20 protein-coding genes are annotated in these 26,806 nt (G+C 33.9%); 6 read left to right on the top strand and 14 right to left on the bottom strand.

Features of this window, described 5'->3' with window-relative positions:
• Window positions 1-186: 186 nt before the first annotated feature.
• Window positions 187-2,370, bottom strand: coding sequence for a hypothetical protein (locus tag HGP29_RS01545; protein ID WP_168880548.1), 2,184 nt, complete (start codon window positions 2,368-2,370; stop codon window positions 187-189).
• Window positions 2,371-2,612: 242 nt separating this feature from the next.
• On the opposite strand from HGP29_RS01545, the gene HGP29_RS01540 reads away from it, so the two are divergent.
• Entirely contained in the window at window positions 2,613-3,440 is an 828-nt protein-coding gene (locus tag HGP29_RS01540; RefSeq protein ID WP_168880547.1) for an alpha/beta fold hydrolase, read from the top strand.
• Here HGP29_RS01540 and HGP29_RS01535 read toward each other — a convergent pair.
• The 6 genes from HGP29_RS01535 to HGP29_RS01510 form a co-directional block, all read right to left on the bottom strand.
• The gene (locus HGP29_RS01535) at window positions 3,437-4,285 is read right to left on the bottom strand and encodes a helix-turn-helix domain-containing protein (RefSeq protein WP_168880546.1); all 849 of its coding nucleotides are present in this window, start codon (window positions 4,283-4,285) and stop codon (window positions 3,437-3,439) included. The genes HGP29_RS01540 and HGP29_RS01535 overlap by 4 nt on opposite strands.
• Before the next feature lie 247 nt (window positions 4,286-4,532).
• Entirely contained in the window at window positions 4,533-5,411 is an 879-nt protein-coding gene (locus tag HGP29_RS01530) for a ChaN family lipoprotein (protein ID WP_168880545.1), read from the bottom strand.
• A gap of 138 nt (window positions 5,412-5,549) precedes the next feature.
• Window positions 5,550-6,281: an HmuY family protein gene (locus tag HGP29_RS01525; protein ID WP_168880544.1), complete on the bottom strand. Its 732-nt coding sequence runs from the start codon at window positions 6,279-6,281 to the stop codon at window positions 5,550-5,552.
• A 51-nt stretch (window positions 6,282-6,332) separates the two neighbouring features.
• Complete coding sequence (locus HGP29_RS01520) at window positions 6,333-8,531, bottom strand: TonB-dependent receptor (protein WP_168880543.1); 2,199 nt, start codon at window positions 8,529-8,531, stop codon at window positions 6,333-6,335.
• A 12-nt stretch (window positions 8,532-8,543) separates the two neighbouring features.
• Entirely contained in the window at window positions 8,544-9,971 is a 1,428-nt protein-coding gene (locus tag HGP29_RS01515; protein WP_168880542.1) for an FMN-binding protein, read from the bottom strand.
• Window positions 9,972-10,052: 81 nt separating this feature from the next.
• On the bottom strand, window positions 10,053-11,003 hold the full coding sequence (locus tag HGP29_RS01510) for a sirohydrochlorin chelatase (RefSeq protein WP_168880541.1): 951 nt from the start codon (window positions 11,001-11,003) through the stop codon (window positions 10,053-10,055).
• A gap of 261 nt (window positions 11,004-11,264) precedes the next feature.
• On the opposite strand from HGP29_RS01510, the gene HGP29_RS01505 reads away from it, so the two are divergent.
• The 5 genes from HGP29_RS01505 to HGP29_RS01485 all read left to right on the top strand — a co-directional run bounded on the left by HGP29_RS01505 (window position 11,265) and on the right by HGP29_RS01485 (window position 18,285).
• Window positions 11,265-12,212 (top strand): helix-turn-helix domain-containing protein, encoded by a 948-nt coding sequence (locus HGP29_RS01505; RefSeq protein ID WP_168880540.1) that lies wholly within the window; start codon window positions 11,265-11,267, stop codon window positions 12,210-12,212.
• Window positions 12,213-12,456: 244 nt separating this feature from the next.
• Complete coding sequence (locus tag HGP29_RS01500) at window positions 12,457-13,416, top strand: helix-turn-helix domain-containing protein (RefSeq protein WP_168880539.1); 960 nt, start codon at window positions 12,457-12,459, stop codon at window positions 13,414-13,416.
• An 18-nt stretch (window positions 13,417-13,434) separates the two neighbouring features.
• Window positions 13,435-15,768 (top strand): TonB-dependent receptor, encoded by a 2,334-nt coding sequence (locus HGP29_RS01495; protein WP_168880538.1) that lies wholly within the window; start codon window positions 13,435-13,437, stop codon window positions 15,766-15,768.
• A 26-nt stretch (window positions 15,769-15,794) separates the two neighbouring features.
• Entirely contained in the window at window positions 15,795-17,027 is a 1,233-nt protein-coding gene (locus HGP29_RS01490) for a DUF4374 domain-containing protein (RefSeq protein ID WP_168880537.1), read from the top strand.
• A 118-nt stretch (window positions 17,028-17,145) separates the two neighbouring features.
• Window positions 17,146-18,285, top strand: coding sequence for a PepSY-associated TM helix domain-containing protein (locus HGP29_RS01485; RefSeq protein WP_168880536.1), 1,140 nt, complete (start codon window positions 17,146-17,148; stop codon window positions 18,283-18,285).
• A gap of 77 nt (window positions 18,286-18,362) precedes the next feature.
• Here the strand turns inward: HGP29_RS01485 and HGP29_RS01480 are convergent, their stop codons facing one another.
• The 7 genes from HGP29_RS01480 to HGP29_RS01450 form a co-directional block, all read right to left on the bottom strand.
• Complete coding sequence (locus HGP29_RS01480) at window positions 18,363-18,566, bottom strand: hypothetical protein (protein WP_168880535.1); 204 nt, start codon at window positions 18,564-18,566, stop codon at window positions 18,363-18,365.
• A gap of 443 nt (window positions 18,567-19,009) precedes the next feature.
• Complete coding sequence (locus HGP29_RS01475) at window positions 19,010-20,107, bottom strand: heparan-alpha-glucosaminide N-acetyltransferase domain-containing protein (RefSeq protein ID WP_168880534.1); 1,098 nt, start codon at window positions 20,105-20,107, stop codon at window positions 19,010-19,012.
• Between the two features lie 3 nt (window positions 20,108-20,110).
• Window positions 20,111-21,895, bottom strand: coding sequence for an IucA/IucC family protein (locus tag HGP29_RS01470; protein ID WP_211093170.1), 1,785 nt, complete (start codon window positions 21,893-21,895; stop codon window positions 20,111-20,113).
• A 45-nt stretch (window positions 21,896-21,940) separates the two neighbouring features.
• On the bottom strand, window positions 21,941-22,528 hold the full coding sequence (locus HGP29_RS01465; protein WP_168880532.1) for a GNAT family N-acetyltransferase: 588 nt from the start codon (window positions 22,526-22,528) through the stop codon (window positions 21,941-21,943).
• The gene (locus HGP29_RS01460; RefSeq protein WP_235958245.1) at window positions 22,525-23,724 is read right to left on the bottom strand and encodes an MFS transporter; all 1,200 of its coding nucleotides are present in this window, start codon (window positions 23,722-23,724) and stop codon (window positions 22,525-22,527) included. The genes HGP29_RS01465 and HGP29_RS01460 overlap by 4 nt, the downstream gene beginning before the upstream one ends.
• Window positions 23,721-25,076, bottom strand: coding sequence for a lysine N(6)-hydroxylase/L-ornithine N(5)-oxygenase family protein (locus tag HGP29_RS01455; protein ID WP_168880530.1), 1,356 nt, complete (start codon window positions 25,074-25,076; stop codon window positions 23,721-23,723). The genes HGP29_RS01460 and HGP29_RS01455 overlap by 4 nt, the downstream gene beginning before the upstream one ends.
• Window positions 25,076-26,599: a pyridoxal phosphate-dependent decarboxylase family protein gene (locus HGP29_RS01450; protein ID WP_168880529.1), complete on the bottom strand. Its 1,524-nt coding sequence runs from the start codon at window positions 26,597-26,599 to the stop codon at window positions 25,076-25,078. Before HGP29_RS01450 ends, HGP29_RS01455 begins: the two co-directional genes overlap by 1 nt.
• Window positions 26,600-26,806: the final 207 nt, after the last annotated feature.

Genomic DNA, 26,806 nt, shown 5'->3' with positions numbered 1-26,806 from the left:
CATACTGTTGGATGTAATACCTTATTAAATCCTATAATGTTAATGCAAACTCGCTCTACATATAACACTGAACAAACTTATCAACATTATTACGTATTACACATCGCAAAAAGTAAAAGGGAAGCCTAACAATAAGACTTCCCTCTAAGTTTGAACTATAAATCACCTTTGTTGTGATTTATCGCACTAATCTATACTTGCATTGGAATAACGAATTCTATTTTCTTGTTTCTTCATAAATGGCACTCTTACTCTTTGTCCATCCATTTCATAGATAATGTCATACTCATCCCATTCTATAAAAGTATTACTTACCTGAGACATATCGTATTTATCAGCTTTCATCGGTAGTGGAACAAAAGATGCGTTTTTATTTTCTCCACCCCATTCAAAATGTCTCATCCCTTTTACAGAACAATCATCATGAATTTCATAAGCATGTAATTTCCCATCAATATTGGCTACAAAAACACCTATTATAGCACTTCGACCAGATTTTCTTCCAAAGAATGCTCTCTGAGTAGCATCAAACATATTTACACTTCCTAACACCACTTCGCTTGCGTTAGGAATTCTATACATGGCTTCGCCATTTCTTACTTTATCACAAGGATCATCATCTCCTGATCGAATAGCATAACTATCCACTGTAATATCACATGGCAAGTCTCCGCTAATACTAGATGGTATTAAAATTTCAGGTTCGGCATCGTATGCAGCAACAAAGTTCACATCAAAACCGTCTGGAGTTTGTGTATCTGCATGATCTACGATTTTCACCCAATACACTTTATCGGATGCTACACCACTAATATCAAATTTATTATTGGTAATGGAAGCCGTACCGACCATAGTCCAATCGGCATGGTTTTCTAAATTTTCTGTATAATATCTTTGATCAACATCTGGTAGAACATAAACTGATGCTTTTTCTTTATATGAAGCGTAAGCATCTTCTATGGTTGTGAATTCGGCAGGTCTACCCCAAGTGGTTTCTACTACTTGTAAATGAGTCGTACTGTTTACAGCAACACCATTTTCAAAACGCATTAAAACGTAACCTCCGTTACCTCCCAGTGATACAAATTTCGCAGCATTTTTACGGTAATCTGCTATATCAGCATTGGCTGCATTCGGACGAGAATCTCTAGAATCATTGTACTCTTCTTCGGTCATGTTCTGAGGATCTCTACTCATTCCGCTAGCAGGACGATACAATTTCACTTCAGCATATTTATGATTATTATCCCCTGTATTTTCATTCCATTCTGTATAATAATCTTTTCCTGGATCTGTTATTTCCTTATTATTATCCGATTTTGGATTAAAAGTATTTTTATCAAAATCTTGAGTAGAAGCCATATCTCCATTCGCTAATTTTGACATTCCAAGAGGGAAATTGATTGTAGGGTTCGCAATTACATCTCCATTAAAATTGTAGACCTTAAACCAAGTCGCTCCATTTGATGAAACCATAAAATGATTATCACCAACTAATGCTGCACCTGTTACTTTGTTTTGTCCTTGTAAAGAGAATAATCTCTTGGTAGAAACATAGAACTTTTCTTTTCCGCTATTGTTCTCATAAGTTCCCATTTCTACGACCATAGCTTTGGCTAATTTTTGTCCATTCACTCTATCTTTGTGTCGAGTAAATGAGATTAACCTTTCTGTTTCGAAGCCATCAGTCTCTTCACTATTCTGTGAGAAAAGAATGTCTCCACCGATAAATTTTGGACGAGTAGAAGACAGTGCATCATCGTCATAATACTCTTCTTCTTCGCTGACAGTTTCGATAGGGTTCATTACCCCATTTGCAGGTGTGTTAGAGAAAGACCTGTACTTTTTTAAGTTAAGTAATGAACTAGTTGATGTTCCCCAAGCTACACCAGAAGGTAATTCAACCTCTAAAAATTCTCTTCCAGCGATAAAAAGACGGTCGTCTCTATCGAAATCGACTTGAGTGATTCTTACATTTCGATTTAGATTGTAAACCACCAAATCTGAAGATGTCAGTGCTGTAGAATAATCTTCACGAATTGGTACTAATGTGATTTTTCCATTTCCATTCCCGACAACAACCACCCATTTTTTATCAGGAGTAATTGCAATATGAGAATGACCAGAAATACTTACGATGGGTTGTAAGGTAGCATTACCTTGTAAACCTTGGAAATCATATTCGACTTCAAAAATTGATGCCATTCCGTTTTTGTTATCACATAAGAATGTTCTTTGCGAAAACGGCATTCTTTTACTAGAAACTTCTTCCTGTTCAGGCGAAACAGCAGTTTCTTTGATTTGCTTTTGACATGCGAGTGATCCCATTAACAAGAGGCATAATATACCTCTAGAAAGTAGTTTATTCATAATGTTAAAATAAAGTGGTAAAGATAGCTTTGTGTCAGTAGTAGTATTAATAAAAAGCAGTCTCGATTGAATTGATTTTTAAATAGTTTGAGTTATAATTTTCTTTTTATTGTAGGTAAACTGACGAAAGTTAATTTAACACTTATTTAATATTTGAACAAATTGAACAACGATTTTAACAATATAGTTCCACACAACTAATAAAATTATTTTTTTATATTTATGAATAAACATTCACTAAAATGCAAAATAAGCTACTCTCTATTCAACTTGGTTCATTAGAAGCAAATTATCAAGAATTCTCTACAGATGGTGTTCCTGCTCATTTTTATGGGGCTAATGGGTTTCCTACAGATGTTTACTATGAATTAACTTCTGATTTATCTCAAAAATATGCATTAAGTAGTTTATACTTTAGAGGATGTTGGGAAGATATTTATCAACCTAATAAACAAATTGACTGGATGTTATATGCAGACGATCTCATTCAGTTTATAGAACAAAAATACACCACACCTATTGTTGGCATTGGGCACTCTCAAGGAGCCACTGCTACTCTTTTAGCCTATATCAAAAGACCCGATTTATTTAAGGAATTGATCCTTATTGAACCTGGTAGCGTATCAAAAACCATCCAAATGATCTTTAATCCTATGCCACTGTTTATCAAGAAAAGAATTAAACCGATGAAGGCGACAAAGGGGAAGAAAAAGACATGGGATGATATAGATGAGTACTACCAATATCTAAGACAAAATAAAGGTTATAAAAGATTTGATGATGCTCAATTATATCAACTCGCATCAAGAAGTTTATCCAAGTCGTACACACTGTTATATGATCCTGTTTGGGAAATGTATAATTATGGAAAACCAAGAAACTTGGACAACGCCATCAAAAAAGTTGAAATACCCTTCAAAGTAATTGCGGGTAAACCTTCCCTTTTTCTAACGGATAAAGTCAGAAAAAAATGGAAGCAATTGAACCCACATCTTCAACTCATAGAAATCTATGAAGGTGGTCATCTGCTTCCATTGGAATTTCCTCATAAAGTAGCCGAAGTGATTTAAACGACTAGACTCTTTCTGAAATCTGTGGGTGTAATGTTATATTCCGACTTAAACATCTTTGAAAAGTAGCCTATATCATTGAAACCACAATCGTAAGCTATGTCAGAAATTCTTTCGTTGGTGACTCTCAACATATTTTCTGCTTTTGCCAAACGTTTGGTTTTTATGTATTGATTGGGACTCGTATTAAATACGGTCTTAAATTTCCTTTTGAAAGTTGATAAACTCAAACCAGTAAAAAAGGCGAGGTCTTGAATACTTAAATCTTCATAGAGATGAGCATGAATGATTTCCTTAAAATCATATTCTTTCGCTTTGAAAAGGTTATTAAGCATCATCTTTATCTTTCCATTTTTATCAGAATTGATAAGAATCAAGAGTAACTCCCTCATTTTCAACTTAAGTAGCTCTTCAGTCATCATTTCTTTATTCTGAAAATAAAAAAGCATTGAATTGATAAATGTATCCAACATTATATTGGCTTCTACCATTTCTACTGCGTTGTTTTCTATGCTTGAATTCTGCTGAAAATTCTCAGGTATATTATCATCATATATCGTTGAAATAATTTCAGGATTAAAATGAGCCACAAAAACTTGTGATTTGGAATCGTCTGCGTTTTTATCCCAAACATTCACAAAGTTATCGCACTTCATAATAAAGTGGTCTCCAGATTTCAGCTTTAAATGGTTATCCGGTACATACAGGTTGGTATTTCCATTGATGATTTTTACAAACCTAGCTTCATCTACAAAGGCAGAATTGGCTTTAAATGGAGGTGAAAAAATCGCTGTTCCAATAGACGGTTTACTGTTAATGTCAAAATGAAAAAGTTCGAAACTCATGCTAGTTGTATTAATAAATAAGAAAGGATAATCACAGTTAGGGGTTAACTAATTTAAAAATTGATATCAGTAGAAAGTATCCATGTCGATCACAGTTTAATAATGCATCCTGCCATCGCATTTCAACAAGTGGTGTGATTATCTAAAAACTAAATTAAATAAATACACTGAAGAATAAAGTTTCATGTATGAAAAAAGCCATCTTCTTTTTAGAAAATGGCTCTCAAGTCACAATATGTAAGACGAACTAGAATGTTTTTGTCATATTTGAATTACATACAATCGTAAACTCATTGTCTCCTTTATTCATATCTTCTATCTTCGATAAGTCACTTTGATCTACAAAAGAGATGACTCCACAAGTCACTTTTTTATTGTAATGTTTTACATACCAAACCGTACCTTCATGATTTTTAGAATGGAAATTACCATTAAAATGAAGCATCGATTTTCCTTTATTGTCTTTTAAAGCTTTCACAATAGAGTTACCCATTGTTGCATCTTTGATTGCTTGTGCAGCCACAAAGTTTTTAGCTTTTCCTTTCATTCCATGCCCTGCCATCATGTCTTCCATTTCTTTATAAGAAGGTAAGTCATAAGGCACTTCTATTGGAAGTGGAGCGATATATTGTTTCTTAGTTGACTTTTCTAGTTTTTCTAATTCTTCCAAACCTTTTTTAGAAACGATACTTGCATACCTTCTTGGTATATTTGTCGCTACAAAAGGAGCATTTATCTCTTTAGCAAAATCTACTAATGGGGCATAGTCTGTTTTATAGTTGTCCCAAGCTTTTCCATCTTTAATAAGAGTAGCTTCTTTGATATAACCTTCAAGGTATTCGTTCAAAACTACTTGGTTATCTCTTTCAAACATTTCAGCACCAAAAATAATCTCATTATTCTTTGCTGTTGCTAATGATTTCGATAACTCAAATTGTAACCAATGGGCAATTGGGTTATTGTGTAGTTCACCAAAAAAGACAACATCATATTGCTCTAAGGCTTTAGACATTTCCTCAAAGGTTACTTCTTTTCCTTCTTTGTCGAAGATCTGATATGCTTTCAACTGTGCGTTCACAATAAGCGAAGTAAATAAAAGAATAGTTGATAAAAGAAGTTGTTTCATCAGTAATATTAAAATGGAAGGGAGACTTAACTAAGCCTCATCGTAAAACATATTGTAATTTAATATAAAAACCGCAGAACAAAGTAAATGTTCTACGGTTTATGCTCAGAGGTATTCTGAATATAGTGACAACTGAAATTATTCAGCAATTAAACGTTGGAACTTGAATTTAGGGAATCCCTTAGTACCATCCTCTTCGCTATAGAAATCTGTAAATGTAAGCTTGTATAATTTACCTTCTGATGACTCTACAATATAGTATTGGTCTTCAACGATCTTGTAAGTGAACGTTTCGAAATCTAACGCTTTCCAATCAGAACCAATAGCATCAGCACTTGATGATAATGTTAAAGCAGAAGCATCTTCGAAAGTAACATCATTATAAGCTACAAAAGTTTGACCTTCTTCTTCTAATTCTGCTTTGTTTAAACGAAGTGCCTTAGCTGTACCTTTGTTTACTAGACCACCTGTCATGTAATAAGGAACTTGTCCACCTTCTCCATCAGAAGTGTAACCGTTATAATAAGTCATCACGATGTCCCATCCTTCGCTACCTTCAGCAGTGTCTACACCACCTGGGATATCAAATTGTACATATCCAGCATCGTTCCAGTGGATACCTGTTGTATCTGCATTCGTGTCTGCAGAAGCAGCATCAAGATCGATGTATACCTGACGGTTATAGTCCAACTCAACCTCAGTCACTGGGCCACCTGGGTATTGTTCTTTTTCGATAGTTACCACTGGTAATCCATAAAGAGAAACTTGTAGATCATGAGAAGAAGTATCTTCTGGTACTACCGGAGTAGATTCTTCGTTACAAGATGAAAGTAGAGCGATAGCTGAAAGAATTGTTACTAGTTTTTTCATTGTTATTTTGTTTAAGAAAAAATTTCAAAATTGAATAGAACTTATTGTGAATTATGGTTTACCGATGGCTACCTTGAATGATACAAAGTAGGTTCTTCCCCATGCGATCAACATCGATGTACCTCCAGAGTGTGCACCACCATTCGTAGTATTTGTCACATCTGTTACATCTAAAATATTTTTAACCCCTGCCGTTACAGCATACTTTTTATTTTTGAAGTTTTTTGTTGAAGAGAAGTTCAGCATATTGTAAGCATCTACTGTCCCTTCCTCTACCGGAGCATCAACATCAGAAACTGTTAATTGAACTCTTGCTCCTGTGTATTTGTAATCTAATCTTGCTGACAAATCAAATTGAGGCCAGAAGTAGGAAACAGATGAAACAAGATCTGTTGAATACCTGAAGTCAAAATTTCCTTCATTGTACAAGTCGTAACCTATTCCCGTAAGTGTTACTCCTGCATCAATCTTTAATTTGTTATTGTTATTATAAGTGGCTTTAAAAGTTCCACCTTGAGTTTTCTTCTGGGAAACGTTCGTATAGATATACGATCTGCCATCTTCTCCTTGTGCCAACTCAATAACATCGTTCAAGTGGTTATAAAAAGCAGAAGCTTCTAACCTTACTAAAGCACTTTCCGATAACTCTAAATTCTTACTGATATTTCCCGTTAAGCTGTAAGACGTTTCAGCCTGTAAGTCCGGGTTTCCATAGATTTCATGGTTTGAGTCCACAAAATTCATGTACATTTCTTTTAAAGAAGGTGCTCTAAAACCTTTTGCAAAAGACAATCGGCCCGCCCAAGATGATTTATCATCGTACTTCACATGAGCAGAATAGATCAGTGGTGCTCCAAACTGAGAATGATGGATAAATCTTGCTCCTGGCTGGAAAGCCCATCTTTCAGATATTTTCATATTCATATCTGTCCAGATTGCATTTTCGGTAAGTCTTGCTCCTTCATCCATTTTATCACCGCTACCCGTTTCGTCTGTTAACTCATAGCCTGCATTTACTTTCCACCAATCATTTACCTGTTTTGCATAAGAAAGACGAGTATTTAATGTTTGGAATGCATCATGCGATGGATCTCCTTGTGGTGTTTCTGTACCTTCATTGATCTTTACAAAGTATTGTTGACCATGTCTATCATATGTATTGTATGATACCATACCCTGGAAAGCATCACCATTATTAAACTGCTTATTGAACTGACCGTAATACGTGATTCTATCTGTGATATAATTCGAATCGAATGCTCTAACTGGATTTGTAGGCGAAGTATAATCTCCCACCAATGTTAAATCTTCTCTACCAAAACGAACACCCACTTTTGTATCCCAACCTGAAAACTTATATCCATAATATACATCAGCGTTGTACTGATCTTTTGGATTAAATGACATGGATCTTGTTGATTTATCCGGATCAAAGCCATTAAATAATCGAGTACCACCACTGATACCCCATTTATGATTCTTCTTCACACCAGATACGTTCACATCACCACTCACTAAGCCTACAGATTCACCATATACTTTTGCTACACCTTGTACCGTATGGTATTTGTTTTCTTTGGTGATAATATTTATCGTACCTGCTAATGCATTGGATCCATAAACGACAGACATTGGCCCTTCGATAATTTCAATATGATCAATTTGTGCTGCATCTAGCTGTGATAAGTCAATGTTACCTCCTTGTCGGCCAACTACAGGCATTCCATCAATCAATATTTTCACATGCTGACCTTCTAAACCTTGCATGATAATTCTAGTACCCAAAACACCATCTTGTTGAAGATTGATATTTGGTTGAAATCGTAGTGCATCCTGTATCGTTTGCACCCCCATTTTTTCAAGAGTTGGACCGTTGATCACTTCTATTTTGTAAATTGATTCATCTACTTTTTGAGGTTCAACACTGGCTGTCTTCACTACTTGATCCAACATTAGTAAGTCTGGTTTTAGTTTTACAGCATAAGTTCCAGGTTTGGATAATTCTAATTCTGTTGTCTTAAATCCAGTATAAGAAACTATACACTTGGTTTGTTCAGAAATTTTCAATTCTGTTTTACCATCCTGGTTTGTAGTATAATATGATCTTTCTCCTGTAGAAGATAATAAACAAACATGAGCACCAATCATAGGTTTTTGCTCGTTGTCTATCACCTCGATCTTAATTAATTGAGATTGTGCCCAACTAAATAGAGGGAGAAGAATAAGAAATATTGTTGTAGTAATTTTCATTATCAAGAATGTTTATGCTCTTAAAGGTCTTTTCATAGGAGCCTTTTTAATTGGCCCTCGTTTTACTTTCTTTTCTGAAGCATTTTTTACAGCATCCAATACACAACCTGTAGGGCAAGCTACTCGACACCATAGCATCGGGTACTTTACAGATATAGCAATAAATGCGAGAGAGATATAAAACCAATAAGATGAGATTTCGGTACTGAATAAATCGGGGAATAGTTCAAAATTCCCAAACTCTTTATATCCTATTACAAAGCCTACAAATAAGACCAATGTAACGATGTACCTTATATATTCTGCTTGTTTGTTTGTTATAAATAATTTCTTCGATTTGAAAGGAGAATATTTCAAAGTGATCATCTGTGCTGCACCAAAAGGACATACATATGAACAATAAGCATTTTTTCCCCAAACGGCTGATAATAGCGTTAGTAAGGCATAAATTGTTAGGAACAAAGAAACTTCTGTTCCCATAAATGGCATTAAATAAGTGATATAAGTGAATGAGCTATTCATTCCAAAACCTATATAAGCCATCGTAAAAATTGAAACTGCTAGTCTAGACTTTTTAGTCTTTTTAATTTGAGGAATCATCGCAAAAGCAAAAATTCCAGTGATAACAATGATGTGAACAATCCACCAATAAGTAAGCTCTGCTTTAACTCCAAATGCATCGACATCAAAATCGTAGTAAGTAGCAAGGACCTGAGGAGCTGTAACATGAAATGCTTCTGTCACTCCATCTGCCATTGCTTTTGTTGTGATCGTTGCCCCAGATATTGCATTAATTTGATGGTCTGAGTCTCCTATATTTAAATTCTTATATTGATCTAAATAACCACTTCTAAGTACCTTTCGCAAATAGCTTTCTGTCTCTTTAGATGTAATGTAAGACACTTCTCTCACACTACCACCTAACGAACTTTCTATACCCATATAAATAGGTCCTGAAAATCCTTGTACAGTATTATGCATCATGTTTTCAAAGTACAATGATCGTAACCTTCCACTTTGGTATATTTCTGCATAACATAAATCGCCATGTAGTTTTATTACTACTTCGGCATCGTCTCCATACTTTTCTTTTAAACGACCAGACATATCATTCGCCCACTCCTTGTTATGAAGTGACTCCCCCATGTCATTAGAGAAAGAAATCATTCCTGCCTCTCTAACTACATTTTTAGGAATTGCTCTTACTAAACCATACTCTCCCAAAACATAACTCTTCCCTTCAGAAATTAAACCTGCTTCTTTAGTGGTTTTTCTTTCAAAATCTGCCACTAACTTTGGAGCAAAGTGTTCATTCTCAATTGTAGAAATGTTTTGATGTAAATCTTCTCTATCTAAAGGTCCATAAATTGCAAAGTATGCAAATGCACCAAATATTAGTAGAGTGATCCCTGATTTACGATAGTCTATCTTTAACTGCATGGAAACCCGTATTGATCGTTGAAGTTTTACAATTGCTGACAGATGTTCTTTATACATCAATCAGCAATCATTAAAATGCAATTACTTAGCTGCTACTTCTTTTGTTCCTTTTAACTCTGCTACTGTTTCAGCAACAATTTTCACTACCCATTTATTAATGTTAGCATCAGGAAGAATTGCATCTTGTTTATAAACTACGCGTTTTTGATCTTCCACCATGTCAACACCTTTTTGGATAATTTCCCCTTGGAAATGTTCATCATTAGCAACTAACACCGGAATAACAATGGCTCTTTCCTCTAAATCTAAGATCTGATCAATTGCTTTTTTCGTTGGTTCAGATGAGTATCTTACTAAATGACCACACCATCCATATGAAATTGAACCGATACCTGTTTGTGCTTTTAGGTAACGACCAATATCTTCTACCATTTCTTCCCATTGTTGGTTAAACTCTTCATCACCATAAGCAATTAAAGCAACACCTTCATCACCAGAACCATTAGACAACGCTTTAGCTCTTCTTGTAATATTTTTCTTTAATACTGTAGGGAAATCTAATAATGGAGTAACCAATACTCTTGCCTTAGAAGTATATGTTTCAATGCCTTCTGCTTTTAGTTCTTCTTTTACTTTAGGATCATTCGCTAATCCAACAATGTTAGGAATATCATTACTTGTATGAGAAGAGATTGTTAAGAAGATAGGCACAACGATAACTCTATCGTAATTTTCTGCATCGAATTTTTTCATCTGAGTTGCGATAGATGGTTCTGTATACTCCATAAATGCAGTACGTACCTCAGCGATATCACCACTTTTCATGATGTCATCACGTACATCTAACTCAATATCTTTCAACATTTTTCTCCATCCTTCAGAATGAGATCCATGATTGACCAAAAGAACACCAATTTTCTCACCTGATGTGCTATTGGCTGCTTCGTTAGAAGTTTGTTTCTTTTCTGTACCACATGAAGTCATGAATACAGTAAGAATTATCGTAACTATTGTCGAATAAAAAAGTTTCATTTGTCTACTTATTTAAAATTAATCTAAATAACACCACAAATGTATAGGTTACTATATTGGAAAAACTATCGAAAAAAGAAATGATTATTACGAATAGAGAAATCTGTAAATTTTGTTATTACGAAACAGGAAAATTCATACTAATTCAGAAAAAATGTGAAATTTTAAACACTTTTATTTTTAACCAATCTAAATAAACATAATTTTGTGACTTACTACCAATTCAGGTTATCACTTATATCAACAAAATCGAGGGGGAATATGGAGTCCAATACCGACATCATAGAGGTAATTGACAAATATAGTACGATACTAACAAGTCAAGATAACTTTGGATTACACATCACAAAAAGAGGGTGGAAAAAACAATTTGCGAACGGTGTTTATCATAAAATAGCTTTCAACAATTTCACCATTACTCATTGTCAAATCAATGAAATTTTTCTTGATGAGTTTTTCTTTACGTTGAAAAGTCATCATAAAAACATTGTATTTAATATAGATTCAGCATATTCATTAAAAATTAAGAATCTATCATCTGAAGTATCTCTCAAACCTCAGGATGGTACTTTATTCCCTACTCTAAATCACCAATTTATCACTCAGAAAAACACAAAATGCAACTTTCTGATAATAGAATTCGAAGATTCCTATTTTAGTCAAGGGATTTTCCACCCGTCTCTATTAGAAGTGGTTACCTCACTGTTTCAAGCTATCCCCTCACCTATTTTTAAAACAAAAGGTAATACCATTCATTTATTACAAGAAATGCTTTCTTCAACCAAAAGAGGTGTTTGTCAATTAATGTATTTGAATGGAAAAATTTTTGAGGTGTTATCAGAAGTGGTTGATCAGGTATTACATCAAACCAATAACAATAACAATCAATACGAAGAGCAAGTCTTAAAAGTTAAAGAGATTATTGATAGAGACTTGCATATACAATATTCTATCCCTGATTTAGCTAAATCCGTAGGAATCAATACTTCATATTTAAAAAAATACTTTAAAGAAACATTTGATGAGACAATTTTTGAATATGCAACGAAGAAAAGAATCTCATTTGCTAAAAACCTTTTAACAACCACTGATTGTACTGTTTCTTGTGTTGCAGAAAAAGTAGGATATCAACATGCTGCTCATTTTTCTTATGCTTTCAAAAAAAATACTGGATTAACTCCTAATCAGTACCGAACTCAACAAAAGTAGAATTCAATTTATCGAATTCAGAAAAAAAAATTACGACAATAGAAATTAATCTCTCTACTTCACCCTTTCCAAAAACCAATAAAAGATTAATCAACAAGCAGTTAACCATACATTTTCTACAAAACCTTCATGATTTTTATTTTTTTGGTTATTTTAAATTAATCTAAATAAATAATAAATTCGCCTCAGTAATAATTAACAAACAAGAAATATGAAACCGTTTCCAAATACTTAGAACAAGACAATGAAACTAAATGTTCTCCTAGCTCCCGAAAATTCGTCTTACTTTAATTATCTAAATAACAACTCAAATTACGTTAACACGAAAAACAACGGTGTCTATGAAGAAGAAAAGTCATGGGACAATGACAAAGTAAAAGGTTACTACCAATCTATTCTCTTAGCATCCTTCTCGATTAATAGATATTTAGTAGAACAATACATGTCTTGTGAAGATGGCTTTATTGTACTAAATCCAAACAAAAAAATATTGGTATTCAATTTAAGTGAAGCTCAAGTTGAATATCATGTCAACAATAACATGCGAATGTTAAGAAGTTTGGAAGGTGAACTTATTAATGAGCAACAATTTGAACTGAGACTCAATAAACTGTCAAAGGTTGATCTCTTGGTAATTGAGTTTAATGATGGATACTTTGAACACTTACAATTACCAAAAATTTTATCAGAAACATTATTCTCTCTCTTCAATAAAAAAACAAATTTCATTATTCAAAAGGATCTTAAAATACATAAGATCTTATTAGAAATATTAGACAATCATCAAAATAATTTGGGGAAGTTCCTCTATTATTCATCAAAGGTCGTAGCAATTTTATCAGAAATTATCCGACTACAAGAAATAGAACAACCAGACCATATTATTAAGTCTAAGGTAGAATTCATTAAACAACTGATTACTGATAATATACATATACAGTACTCAATACCAGACCTCTCAAAAGAGGTTGGAATTAATGAATCCTATTTAAAGAAATATTTTAAAAAATATACAAACGAAACAATCTTTGAATTTGCCAATAGAAAAAGAATTGAACATGCCAAATCACTTCTTTGCACAACTAAACTACCTATTGGACAAATTACAGAACAAATTGGTTTTCAACATGCCTCTCATTTCTCTTATGCTTTTAAAAAAGCAATAGGATGTACTCCGTACCAGTACAGAAGTAGGTGCTTGTAGTCACTAATTATCAATATTATGAAACTATTACTATTCATCAGTATATTATTTACTGCAACCGTTACTTACGGACAGTTTTCCATAAATGGAAAAGTATTAGACGATAAGAAAAAACCTGTTCCTTTTGCCACAGTACAGGTAAAACCAACAGATAAAAATACAAGAACAGATAATAATGGTCTTTTCAATGTAGATAATTTATCTAAAGGTAATTATGAGATACATTTCCGTTGCGTTGGTTTTGATGAAAAAACTGTAAAAGTGAATGTAACTAAAAACACTTCCATTAACGTTGTAATGTCTCAAGCTACAACAGAGTTAGAACAAGTTACTATTCTTGGAAAGTCTGAAGCAACATTATTAAGAGAAGCAGCATATGCTGTTGAGGTAGTTGAAACTGAAGGGTTTAAAAACTCTACTGTAGATGCCAGTCAACTTTTAGGAAGAATCTCGGGTGTAAATATCAGACAAGATGGTGGATTAGGCTCCAACTTCTCCCTTTCACTAAATGGTCTTTCAGGGAATAGAATCAGAACATTTATTAATGGTATCCCTATGGATTACTTTGGTACCTCTCTTACACTAAATAACTTCCCTGTCAACCAAATCGAAGGTATCGAAGTGTATAAGGGGGCTGTTCCTATACACTTATCGTCGGATGCATTGGGTGGTGCCGTAAACATTGTCACTTCTACAAAACCGATTGATTATGTTGATGCTTCCTACTCATATGGTAACTTCAATACGCACAGGGCTTCATTAAACGCTCAAGTTCATGATAATAAAACAGGGTTTACAGCAAGGGTAAAATCATTCCTTAACCATAGTGATAATGATTATAAAATTGATGTTCACCTCTTAGATTTCGAATCTGGAAAATTGGCAGATGAACCAACTGAAGTAAGACGTTTTCATGATGCTTACAATTCTAAAATGGTTTGGGCTGAAGCAGGAGTAATGGGAAAAAAATTTGCAGATGAATTAATGTTTGGCGTTTTGTATTCTGAAAATTATAAGGAAATTCAACAAAACCCTTATGCTACTGGTACTCCTGCATTTCCTGTTGGAGAAGCATTTAGACAAGAAGATAAACTCATCTATAATTTTACTTACCATAAGAAAGACCTTTTCACACAAGGGTTAAATGTAAATAGTTATTTTGTTTATGTTGATTCTGAGGAAAACAGTGTTGACGTTAGTCCAAATCGATACGATTGGTTTGGAAATTATGAAGCAGATGTTCATCCTACTACGGGTGAAATGGGACGAAAATCAGATTTCACACTAAATCAAAAAAACTTATTAGGTAATGTAAACGGTGAATATGTACTAACAAATAACCATAGTGTAGCCGTCAATTATTCATTAAATAAACTGACACTACAAGGTGCAGACAAACACCAACCTCAAAATAATACACAGTTCTCCAACCCCAACGATGTATTAAAACAAGTCGTCGGTGCCTCATATACTTATTCTGCTTTTAATGATAAACTATCTACCATTGTATTCGGTAAACAGTATTTCTATAAGTTGTTTGCGGTACAATCCAATTATCAAGGTACCGAATCTTCAGATTTTAACTACGACAATGATGCTTTGGGTTATGGTTTGGCTGCTACATATAAGCTAAGAACAATTCAGTTTAAAGCTTCTTATGAAAAAGCCTACCGTTTCCCTGAGTCTTATGAGTTATTTGGTGATGGGTTGAATGTCATTCCTAATCAAGAACTTTTACCTGAAGAAAGTGATAACCTAAACTTAGGTTTACGCTGGAGTACACCTCCAAGAAGAAATCGTATTCAGGCTGAACTCAATGGTTTTGTCAGAAATACCAAAAACTATATCCGATTTGAGCCTAGAATGAATAGAAGCTATTATGTCAACGATCCAAAAGTATTAGCTCAAGGAATTGACTTGACAGTAAACTATTTGTTCAATAATGTCTTCAACTTAAGTTTGGCTGGCACCTACTTAAATCTAAGAAATAATGATCCTGAATCGGCTGTTTATAAAGATCGTCTTCCTAATGAGCCTTATCTCTTTAGCAATTTAACGATGAGTTATAAGCAAGTACTGCCAAGTGATCAGACACTAACTTTCACCACAATTTCAAGATATGTACATGACTTTTATTTAGCATGGCCAAGTCTTGCGGCATCTGAGTCAAAGTCTGTAATTCCAAGTCAACTTACTCATAATATCGACGTGACTTACACCCTTAAAGATGGGCGTTATAATCTGTCATTATTGTGTACAAATATTTTTGATGCTAAGGTTTATGATAACCTAAACCAACAAAAACCAGGGCGTGCATTTAGTATTAAAGCTCGCTATTTTATTCAGAATTAATTCTATAAAACAAACAATTTTTCAAAATGAAAAATCAATTAATCAAATCTATTCTCCTAGGTTCTGCACTCTTCTCTTTTGCCTCTTGTGAAGAGTCTTCAACTACTCCTACTGTCGAAACTTCCTATGTTGTAGGTATTGAAGCAGTTAGTCAAATTGATGTTCTTTTAACAGCTGAATCTTTAACTGAAGGAGAAATTTCTCCAGTAGGTAATGGTATCGAACAACCTGCTTGGATGTCTTTCTATAAAGCTGGAAATATGGTATTTGCTGGTGGTTATTCGTCTGACAACATTATTACTGCATACAATTTACAGGGTGAAAATGGTGGTCTTGTTTCTTCAGGACAACTTGTTACTGACCAAGGAGTTTATGCTACAACAAACATTGATGATGACACATTTATTGCTGTAGGAGCTCCAAGAGAAGGTTTCGAAGAAAGAACTGTTTATTTTATTGATAAAAATGATGTTTCTATCAGTGAAAGAAAATTTACTAGAATTGACGAAAGAAAAGACTTAGACTTAGTTTCTTTCCCAACTGGAGTACACCAAAGAGGTGATAAATTATTTATCTCTTACTTCCTTACTGGTACAGGTGCGGTTGTTCCTGCGTTTGCTACTCCAATGGCAGATACAGCAAAAATTGCTGTATATGAATATCCTTCAATGGAGTTTGTAAAACTTATCAAGGATGAAAGAACATCAGAGATCGGTCGTTATACATCTGAAACAGCTATGCAAGAAGACGAAAACGGTAATATTTATACTTACTCTACTTCTTCTTTAGCTTGTGGTTTCCTTCCTACTCCAACAACACCATCTGGTTTCTTAAGAATCAATGCGGGTGATACTGAATTTGATGATAGCTATTTCTTTGACTTTGAAGCAGCGAGTGGTGGTTACAAAATCAATAGTGCTGTATATGTTGGAAATGGTAAAATGGTAGTAAGAGTTGTTATGCATGACGAAGTACACTGGTCTACTTATTCTCCGAACATTGCTGAAGAACAAGCTCACTTAAGCTATATGATTGCCGACTTAAATACGAAAGAAGTAACTCCTGTAACTGGTATTCCATTAACAGGTGGAGGATGGGGCTTTGCCAACTTAATTAAAGATGGTAAAGTATATGTAAATATCTCTAATGATAAAGGTGGACATATTTACGAAATCAACCCTGAAACAGCTTCGGCTACTGAAGGTGCTATGATCGTTGGTCATTACGCAAAAGGTATTTTCGATTTACCAATTGAGTAAATTAAAGATTAGATGAAATAATAAAAAATAGAGGTAACGTTTCTGATAACGCTACCTCTATTTCTTTTCTACTTAGGTCTTCTATTTAATACCTCCCTCCCACACATTTCATTACACTATGACTTCCACAAAAAAAGTAATTGGTCAACTCCATCTTATCGTTGGGTTAATATCTGGATTGGTCGTATTTATTGTTTCTATAACCGGGGCAATCTATGCATATGAGCATGAAATACAAGAAATAACACAACCCTACCGTTTTGTAGAAAACGTCTTAGACAATAGCTTACCTCCATCAAAAATAAAGGAAATTGCAGAAGAAGCACTACCCAATACTTTGGTACAGAGGGTCTACTACGAATCACCACAAAACAGTAGTATGGCATTACATTTTGAAGAAGGAAAAGAATACTATTACCTTACTTTTATTGATCAGTATACAGGAGAGGTATTAAAAACAAAAAACCTGAGACAAGACTTTTTCACTATAATCTTATATATCCACATCTCATTACTATTACCGTATGGTAAAGAAATCATAGGTATTTGCACATTACTTTTTAGTGGTCTTCTTGTAAGCGGAATCATCTTATGGTGGCCAAAAAACAAATCAAAAAAAGCGATTAAACAAAAGTTTAAAATTAAATGGGATGCCAGATGGAGGCGACAAAACTACGACCTACATAGCGTACTAGGATTCTATGCTTCATGGATACTCATTTTTACTGTAATTACTGGTTTAGTGTGGTCATTTTCATGGTTTGAAACCGGAGTATATTTTTTACTCTCTGGAGGTGAAAAACTAGATGATAAAAATGAATTAAAATCTAGACCAACAGTTGATAGTAGCAAAAAAACGATTGATATAGCTTGGGAAAGTGTCATTAATGATAGTCCTGAGATGATCGGAGGTGTGATATACATTCCAAACAAGAAAGAAGATATTATTACTATTTATACTTCTCCAGAACATGGAACCTATGGTAAACTTGATTGGAGGTATTTTGATCAGTACTCAGGCAAAGAACTTAATTATTCAGGATATAGAGGAAGGTATAAAAATGCGAGTCCTGCTGAAAAAATTCTCCGACTCAATTATGATATTCATACTGGTGGAATATTCGGAATAGTGGGGAAAACAATTATGTTTTTTATTAGTCTGATAAGTAGTAGTCTACCAATCACAGGCTTTTTACTATGGAGAGGTAGAAGAAAAAAGAAGAAAGCTAAACCAAAAAAAATACTTGAAACCGTATAAAAAAAGGCAAGATGACGTTATTCATCTTGCCTTTTTTTATACCATTCTTAGTTTTTGTAATGCTTTAATTTTGAAAATTAACCAACCATTTTTTTGTCCGATTTGACCAATACACCTCTTAGCACTTTTAGGAAAACCAATACTGAGAATACTATAATAGTAACCAATATGGTTGAATAAGAGACAATGCCATCGATCATATAATCAATCAAGACATAACATGTAAGTAGAATAGTAATTACCAATAGGATTGTATTAAATCCTTTTACACCAAGTTTCATCCAACTATTTTATTTATCAGTTTATGGGAATTTACTATTATGACTTGATAATCATATTTTTGTAATCACTAAAAAAATTATAATACAAAATTCTTTGCCGCATCTATTCATAATCCAATTCTTTATTAAAAAGACACAAAAAAAGCCACAGCAAATTACTGTAGCTTTTTTATAACACTGTCGTTCAATAAGAAGTATATCAAACTAACAAAGACACTATAATTGTTAATTTTTTATACCCCCATTGATATCTGTTAAAATGAATTATATACATCTATAATTCGAGTTCTAAGACTGTAATTGAGGGATAGTTTCTGGGGTATTCCATCTAATTAGTATTTATATTTTTCGATTCCCACAATACAAATTTGAACAAAATAATAGACTTAATAACTACGTTTTCAGACATTTAATTATGAAATGAGAAATTTAAAAGAGAACAATTAATTCACATTTGCAACATCTTTATTACCTGCCCATTTGAACCAAGTATTAGATTTTTTGGCAACATAATCCCTTGCCAATAAAACGCTAAATGTGAGAAGAATATATACGGTAATAATCATCATAATTGGAACTTGTGTTAAGTTAGCAAATCCAAAAATTGCCATTCCCCAGTCAATAAAGACCCATTGAAGAATATAAAAAGCGGTAACATTCTTACTTGCATAATTCACTACTGCTTTTATTTTTTTGCTTTTTATCACAAGAGAAGCGATATGCCCTAAATAAAAATTGAAAACATTAAGTCCCATCAACATAAGTGTTCCTCCAGCTCCTAAATGATAATAATCTCCGAAATGATACTCATAATCATAAAGGCAAAGTCCATAGCCAACTGCAACCAATACTCCACTATATATTAATACCTTTTTATAGAATCGCTTTGTATTGTATTTATCTTCTAAGTACAATTCTCCAATAAATCTTCCGATAAAAATGAAAGCCATCCAAGGGAAAAGTGGGAAGTAAACATTGTATTGATTTCCCCACATGATATCTAAGAAATAATCGACAAATCCATAACCAATTCTAATACCACTTAATTCTTTAGAAACAAGAACAATCAGTAGTGCCGTAGCCAGAATATTCCACTTATTTTTTAATGGTTTATAAAGTACAGCCATAAACAATAATGTAAAACCAGCCAATTGTAGAATATCACCCAGTAAGAAGAAATGAAGCATATTTTCTTGAAATTCTTCTACCTTTAAATGGTTGGCAAGAATTAGTTTCTCTGGAAACCACCCCAAAACCATAGGAACATTGAACTTAAGAAAATTCAATAAGTAACCGATACCTAATATTTTTACTCCTCTTAATAATAAATCATACGGCTTCTGTCTTTTAGAAAATACAAAAGAAAAGCCCATCACTACCATAAACACAGGAGATCCTTTTTCTACCCACTGCATAAATTGCCCTAATTCACTATTCTGCCATGTATCTAGTGTGGCATACATCATCATACAGTGTAAAGGAATGAGTAGCAACACACTCATTCCTCTAACAAAATCAATCGATTCTAATCTTTTTTTCATTTTCTAAACTTCAACAGTTGACATTTTAAATTGTGCGATAGGATTTTTAATTCTACCAATGAACTGTAGACTATTTACAGGATCTGAAAGGTCAACCATTTGTTTATTATTTTGTAATTGTAAACGGTTTAAACAAGAGAGAATAAAGTCATCTGCAAATAGATCAGAAGCTTTAAACTTCTCTTCGAGTGCAGGATGCTCTTGTTGGTATTGGTAAATACATTGTGCCACTAATCCCCAAAAATGTTCTTCAGAGACATCACAATGTTCATCTAGTATTTGTGCTACAAAGCGGAAGAAACAATCAAAAACGTCTGTGAAAATCGTAAGTGACTTTACCTCATCAGTAGTCTTCACTACTAATCGAGAAACTTCTTCCGGCATATTCTCTTTTGGTTCATATAACACTACCTCTTCTGTAATATCTTTCATAAAGACACTCACAGGAACACTATTTTCCATCCTCAGAATTAAGTTTTCGCCATGTGGCATAAACGCTAAATCATGTTGATAGAAACAATGCAATAAAGGAGTTAAATAAGCATCCAAATATTTAATGATCCACTCACAAGCCGATAATTCGGAGCGATCAATCCAAGCTTTAAGTAATGAGTTTCCTTCTGTATCAATATGTAATAATGCAGCCATTGTTGATAATGACTGGTTTTCCTCTAAGAATTGATGAGGAGATTCTCTCCATAAAACAGCACACATTTTATTGTATGCACTTTTACTACCGAACTTTTCGAAATATTGATTTTTATATCCTAAGGTTGCCACCTCGCCTAACATTTTAAATCCTTTTGACTTTAAGTATTCGTCATCTTTTAAAAAGTTAGAGATCCAAGTTGTAATCGTTGGAGTACCTTTCATATAATAAGGCGACAACCCTCTAAGAAAACCCATATTCTGGATCGATAGCGCTGTTTTTACATAATACTTATCCGTAGAAGTTGTATTGTATAAGGTTCTAATAGACTGTTGAGGCTGGTACTTATCTTTACCTTCTCCCAATACTACCAATTGTTTAGAAGCAATATCTGAAGAGAAAATGATAGACAATTTGTTATTCCATTGCCATGGATGCATAGGGAAGAAAAAGTAATCATCAGGGTTTAAATTTTTACTTTTTAGTTCATCTCGAAATTGCTCAAATTGTAAGCTACCAATTTCTTGATGCATCACTTTTTCAAATGAAAGACCTTCTATTGATGAGAAAGTTGCCAATGTTTTGTGCCCTGCCAACCATAACATTTTGAAACCGCTCGAAGCCTCAGGTGCATATTTTGAAAAGTCTTCTACATCAAAACCAATACGTCCATTATTGGCTAAGAAACAAGGATGACCTTCAATCATATTTTTTTCGATTAATTGAAAATCTCCCTTTGATAACTCATCTGCTGTCGTTGTATTTTGACTATACTTATAAGTAGCTCCATACAATGTTGATGAGATTTCTTCTAGGTATGTTTCCAACATGGATTCAGGGATTTGAAGTTGTTCTTTAAACTCCAAAACAAAATCCATTAGAAGCAGCTCTTGTTGTTCGTCTCCCTTATTTTTCACTATAGATGGCACATCGATCTTCCAATGATCTAATTGCATCTCTTGTGCTTTAAAAATATAGGTATATTCAGACGAATCAGAAAGTATTTGATATACTCCCCAATCGTTTTCGAACCCAATTCTCACAGGAGAAAGTAACCTTTCATGAGAGAACTCACTAATGGCTTTTTTAATATATAATTGATTGACTTTATGCCACACCTTTTCTTCTAGTGAAAGCATAAAACTATTATTTACAGACGTCATAATTAAAAGGAAAATGATGAATCATAATTGGTAATCTTCTCGAGTACAAAAAGCCAGGTGTGCTTTCTTTTCTGGTAGCGTAATTACCTTATCGTATTGGAATCCCGCTCTTTTATTTAAGACATGGATTTTATCGTTATCCACATCTGGCTCTACCACTATTCTTGTGACTTGATCTTGTTGGAACAGAAAGTCCATGACCATTTTAAATACACTAGTTGTAAAACCTTTCTTTGGAGTATCGGACGGTCCCACTAAAATGTGAAAACCGAAATCACCTTCTTGAGCAGGGTAGTATTCTCCAATTCTATCCTCTTGTGCCTTATAATACTCCACTAAAAAAGCAGGTTCATTATCAAACTGACCAATAAAAACAATCGTACTCGTTTCATTGACTATTTCCTCATAGACCTCTTTTACTTTTTCTTTTGTAGAGTTTTCCAATTGCCAGTATTTAGCATAAGGTAAATTGACCCACTCATGTAAAAAGTCAATATCAGTTGCTAAATCAAAAGGCCTAAGTGAAAATGTTCCATACCCTTCTTTTGGTAAAATGTGCGTTTTCGCATTTTCTAACCATTCTACATGGTGATCTTTTTGAATGATCATACCGATAAAGATTTAAGCGTTTTAGTTTTTACTTTTTTAAATAGTTCAGTTCTGAAGAAAAACACAAATAGGGATCCTGCAACAATAAAACCGACAGATGAAATCCAGAATGGCATTGTCAATGAGAATAACTCAACACTATACCCTGATACCAATGATGCCATTAAAACACCCATGTTTTGTAGTAAGTGAATTTTACTGTAATCAGAAGCATAGTTTTCCGGTTTGCTCTTTTGGAAAGCGATAACATCAAATTGAACATACAGTTGAAATACTGCCCATCCATACATCAATCGCCCTATGATAATACTAAAACTAAAACCCGATCCCTGTAATAGGATACCACAAAAACCTAATACCAAAGAAGGTAGAATAACTTTTACTGGACTTTGTTTTTTAGCAACATAGTGATTGTAGATAAGTGCCATTATTCCAACAAAAGCAGGAATTGAATACATCATCCCTCCCATTAGATTACTATTAGTTTGCGTTACTGCCTCCCAATACTCTACAAAGAAAGGTCGAATTAAAAATGTACTGAAATACAACACCATCGTAATTCCACCAATCTTTAATACATGAGGAGCCCAAGTACTTGCCGACTCTTCTTCTTTTTCGTCTTCTTTTGTTGCACTTGTTTCAGTCGATGTATCATGTATCTTTTTTAGATAAAGACAAACACCAAATTGAATCAGATCACCTGCTGCCATAATGAAAAAGACATACGATGCATCTACATAGTCTAACATTCCACCACCGAAAAAAGCTCCTAAAATAGCTCCCAAGTGAACGATAACGGATAAGATACTAATGGATGATGTATGGTTTTCCTGTTCATCAATCTTCATGATAAAAGGGTACATTAATAAGTAGCTCCCTTTAAAGAAGATCATGGTTAATGCTATTGTCCAAAACAAGAAGATGTTGCTGACCCAAAATATGGTGATACATAATGCAGCGGCTACCAATTGGGTAATAATCAAGATATCAAACAAATGATACTTCTTATTGACCCATGCCCAAAATGGAAATGCCAACATAATAATCAGACAACAAGCTGCTAAATAATACCCTACATGTTCTGGTCTTTCGACCAAGAATTTATCCATAAAAAACTGTGGATAAAAAGGATGTAACATCGTATCGCTGACAACAGCAATAAACGTCATTATTATTAAAAAGTATTTCAGCTTCATAACATCACTTCTTCTAATGTGTTATTCAAAATTTCATTAGGATGTGAGATTTCTTCATCGACTCCTACAGCAAATTGTTGGAATGCGATTTTCTTCTCAATTGGGTAGTATTCTTTACCTGTAATCTCTTTAATGATAAATGAATTACGGTAAGCCCCCATTCCTAAGTCAGGTGTAACAAAACCATGAGTTAGTAATTCTGCATTCTGCACAAAAACATCTGTCCCTTTATGGTCAATAGAATAGTTTCTTCTAGCTGCAAAATTACCTTGCTGATCAAAGCGTAAATGCTTATTCAACCCATTAACAAAAGAAGGAGTTACCGCTTTATATCCAGTGGCTGCCAATACAACATCTGTAGTATGCTTATAATATTTCTCCTCTTCTTCTTGATGTAATGCAAGCACTGCTTGACCGTTATCGACAGTAGAGTTGACCAATGTTGAGTTGGTTCTTAGAGAGATATTCACATCCGGGTGATTAAGTTTCTTACTATAGATTAAATCAAAAATCTCATTAATAAGATCCTCATTTATCCCTTTGTACAAGTGTTTATGTTCTTCTAAAAGTTCTCTTCTTTTTTGTTTTCCTAACTGATAGAAGTAATCAACATATTCTGGAGAAGTCATTTCTAAAGTTAGCTTACCATACTCCATCGGGAAGAACCTAGAAGACCTTGTCACCCAATTCAATGAATAGTTATGAACATCTATTTCTGAGAGTAAATCATAAAATACTTCTGCTGCACTTTGTCCACTGCCTAAAACCGTAATCGATTTTTGCTGCTGTATTTCTTCTTTATTATGTAAAAACTTTGAGGTATGAACTACTTTATTTTGGATAGGAAGTGCCGCTTCAGGAACATAAGGGGTTGTTCCTGTACCAAAGACTAATTTCCTTGCCCAATACTCCACCATTACATCAGTTTTAGTATGTCGTGAAATCACTTTATACAATTGTAATTCCTCATCGTAATCTATTGTGGTCACTTCAGTAGAAAACTGTAAAGTTGCTAATTGACTCACCACCCATTGGCAATAGTAGTTATACTCCTGACGTAAAAGCAAGAAGTTCTCCTTGATATAGAAAGAGTACATTCTTCCTTCCTGCTTGATATAATTTAGAAAGGAATACTTGCTAGTAGGGTCTGCTAAAGTAACTAGGTCTGCCATGAATGGAATTTGAAGCGTTGTATATTCCATCAACATTCCAGGATGCCAATTAAAGCTTTCAGACTTATCTAGAAATAATACATCTAACTCTTCAATAGGATCTGTAAGACAGGCTAAACCTAAATTAAAAGGACCAATACCAACTCCTATAATATCATATATTTTCTTATCGACTACCATTAGTTCTCTAGTTTATATTCTAATTTTTTGATTAACTCCAAACCTAAACCTTCTAGTAATCCTAAAATTTCCTTAAGGTCAGCAGAAGTCATGGATGGGTTCAGAATCGTAAATTTCAAGTAGTTATTTCCCTTATATTTTGTGGCGGCAACCAATGCTTCACCATTATAAAATAAGGCCTTTCGAATATCTTTATTTAATGTATTCCAATCGATATTCTCATGTTGTGATTTCTCAAACCTGAATACAAGACAATTTAATTTTGGAGGGTTTACCAATACGAAAGAAGAGTGAGCTTCTATCATCTCAGCTGCCATCTTTGTCAATGAAATCGTTTTATCATAATATGCTCCCAACTGGCTTTTCCCCATATTTCTTAGAGTCAACCATAATTTTAATGCATCAAATCTTTTGGTTGTTTGTAACGACTTATCTACTTGGTTCGGGTAGCCATTTGCCTTCTGATCTTTAGGATTTAAATAATCTGCATGGTGACTAATCAGAGATAACACATTCGGGTTCTTCACTACGAATGCACTACAGCTTACCGTTTGGAAAAAGGTTTTATGATAATCTATCGTTACTGAATCTGCTTTTTCTATACCATCTAACAAATACTTATATTCGTCAGACAGAAGTAAGCCACCACCAACAGCTGCATCAACATGCAACCACATTTGGTATCTTGCTGCGATGTCTCCGATAAGGTGAATAGGATCTATACTTCCATAATCTGTCGTTCCCGCAGTAGCCACTACTCCGATAGGAAAGTCACCTTGTGAGATACATTGTAATATGGCAGACTCCAAAAGATCAGTTCTCATTTTAAAATCTTCATCCGTAGGAATACTGATTACTGCATCCTGTCCTAACCCTAAAATTGCTGCACTTTTTTTTGTGCTAAAGTGGCTATGTTCTGAGCTAAATATTTTCAGCTTTTCTTTCGGTACTCCATTTTTATTGATATCAAAACCTAATTGCTCATAAGAGAAAGAATCTCTCATTAATAGAGCTGCCATCAAATTAGATTGTGTACCTCCACTGGTAAATACACCATCTCCATTTTCGAAACCAATTTGATCTGCTGTCCATTGAATCAGTTTTTGCTCAATCAAGGTCCCTCCGGCACTTTGATCCCAAGTATCTAACGAGGAGTTTACAGCAGATAAGATTTGCTCTCCTACCAATGAGGGGATCACTGTAGGACAATTTAGGTGAGCAATATATTTTGGTAAATGAAATGCTACCGCATGGTCGAGGTAAAGATGTTTCAGCTCATCTAATACCTCTTCCAACGGTAGTGGTTCATCGTTTAAATCTATCTTATCAAAAGATGGTTGTAGATCATCTGGTTGTATTCCACTAAAAGGTTTAGTTCGTTCTTCCAAGAACCCTAACACTTTGTCTGTCGCTTTTCCAATGTCTTGAATATATTTCAATCTACTTTCTGCATGCTGAGAAAATAGAAATGATAAATCAATTTGTTTTTCCTTAGCTGGTTTATCTGTTATCGTTTGAAACATAGTAGGTAGTTTGATGGTGTAGTTTTTATTTAGACTAATTTTAAATAATATTTCAAAATTAAACAGTAAGTCCATATAATCATTTATGAAAAAGGGTATAAAAATGATGATAATGGGAAATATATCCACTACTACTTTAAAGTAACCCACACTTAGAAAGAATGGATAGAGTACAAATACTCTGAGATAAGTATCAAAATATCAAAT

Origin of the sequence: Flammeovirga agarivorans, assembly GCF_012641475.1 — a bacterium.
Lineage (GTDB): Bacteria > Bacteroidota > Bacteroidia > Cytophagales > Flammeovirgaceae > Flammeovirga > Flammeovirga agarivorans.
The sequence above is the reverse complement of the archived record's forward strand: the minus strand, read 5'-3'. Positions and strand labels throughout refer to the sequence as shown.

Bases quoted from the DNA above. Each gene is read 5' to 3' on its own strand.
- HGP29_RS01545 (WP_168880548.1), bottom strand. From the start codon at position 2,370: ATGAATAAACTACTTTCTAGAGGTATATTATGCCTCTTGTTAATGGGA.
- HGP29_RS01520 (WP_168880543.1), bottom strand. From the start codon at position 8,531: ATGAAAATTACTACAACAATATTTCTTATTCTTCTCCCTCTATTTAGT.
- HGP29_RS01465 (WP_168880532.1), bottom strand. From the start codon at position 22,528: ATGATCATTCAAAAAGATCACCATGTAGAATGGTTAGAAAATGCGAAA.
- HGP29_RS01490 (WP_168880537.1), top strand. From the start codon at position 15,795: ATGAAAAATCAATTAATCAAATCTATTCTCCTAGGTTCTGCACTCTTC.
- HGP29_RS01470 (WP_211093170.1), bottom strand. From the start codon at position 21,895: ATGCTTTCACTAGAAGAAAAGGTGTGGCATAAAGTCAATCAATTATAT.
- HGP29_RS01495 (WP_168880538.1), top strand. From the start codon at position 13,435: ATGAAACTATTACTATTCATCAGTATATTATTTACTGCAACCGTTACT.
- HGP29_RS01505 (WP_168880540.1), top strand. From the start codon at position 11,265: ATGGAGTCCAATACCGACATCATAGAGGTAATTGACAAATATAGTACG.
- HGP29_RS01460 (WP_235958245.1), bottom strand. From the start codon at position 23,724: ATGAAGCTGAAATACTTTTTAATAATAATGACGTTTATTGCTGTTGTC.
- HGP29_RS01485 (WP_168880536.1), top strand. From the start codon at position 17,146: ATGACTTCCACAAAAAAAGTAATTGGTCAACTCCATCTTATCGTTGGG.
- HGP29_RS01455 (WP_168880530.1), bottom strand. From the start codon at position 25,076: ATGGTAGTCGATAAGAAAATATATGATATTATAGGAGTTGGTATTGGT.
- HGP29_RS01500 (WP_168880539.1), top strand. From the start codon at position 12,457: ATGAAACTAAATGTTCTCCTAGCTCCCGAAAATTCGTCTTACTTTAAT.
- HGP29_RS01535 (WP_168880546.1), bottom strand. From the start codon at position 4,285: ATGAGTTTCGAACTTTTTCATTTTGACATTAACAGTAAACCGTCTATT.
- HGP29_RS01510 (WP_168880541.1), bottom strand. From the start codon at position 11,003: ATGAAACTTTTTTATTCGACAATAGTTACGATAATTCTTACTGTATTC.
- HGP29_RS01450 (WP_168880529.1), bottom strand. From the start codon at position 26,599: ATGTTTCAAACGATAACAGATAAACCAGCTAAGGAAAAACAAATTGAT.
- HGP29_RS01515 (WP_168880542.1), bottom strand. From the start codon at position 9,971: ATGCAGTTAAAGATAGACTATCGTAAATCAGGGATCACTCTACTAATA.
- HGP29_RS01540 (WP_168880547.1), top strand. From the start codon at position 2,613: ATGCAAAATAAGCTACTCTCTATTCAACTTGGTTCATTAGAAGCAAAT.
- HGP29_RS01525 (WP_168880544.1), bottom strand. From the start codon at position 6,281: ATGAAAAAACTAGTAACAATTCTTTCAGCTATCGCTCTACTTTCATCT.
- HGP29_RS01480 (WP_168880535.1), bottom strand. From the start codon at position 18,566: ATGAAACTTGGTGTAAAAGGATTTAATACAATCCTATTGGTAATTACT.
- HGP29_RS01475 (WP_168880534.1), bottom strand. From the start codon at position 20,107: ATGAAAAAAAGATTAGAATCGATTGATTTTGTTAGAGGAATGAGTGTG.
- HGP29_RS01530 (WP_168880545.1), bottom strand. From the start codon at position 5,411: ATGAAACAACTTCTTTTATCAACTATTCTTTTATTTACTTCGCTTATT.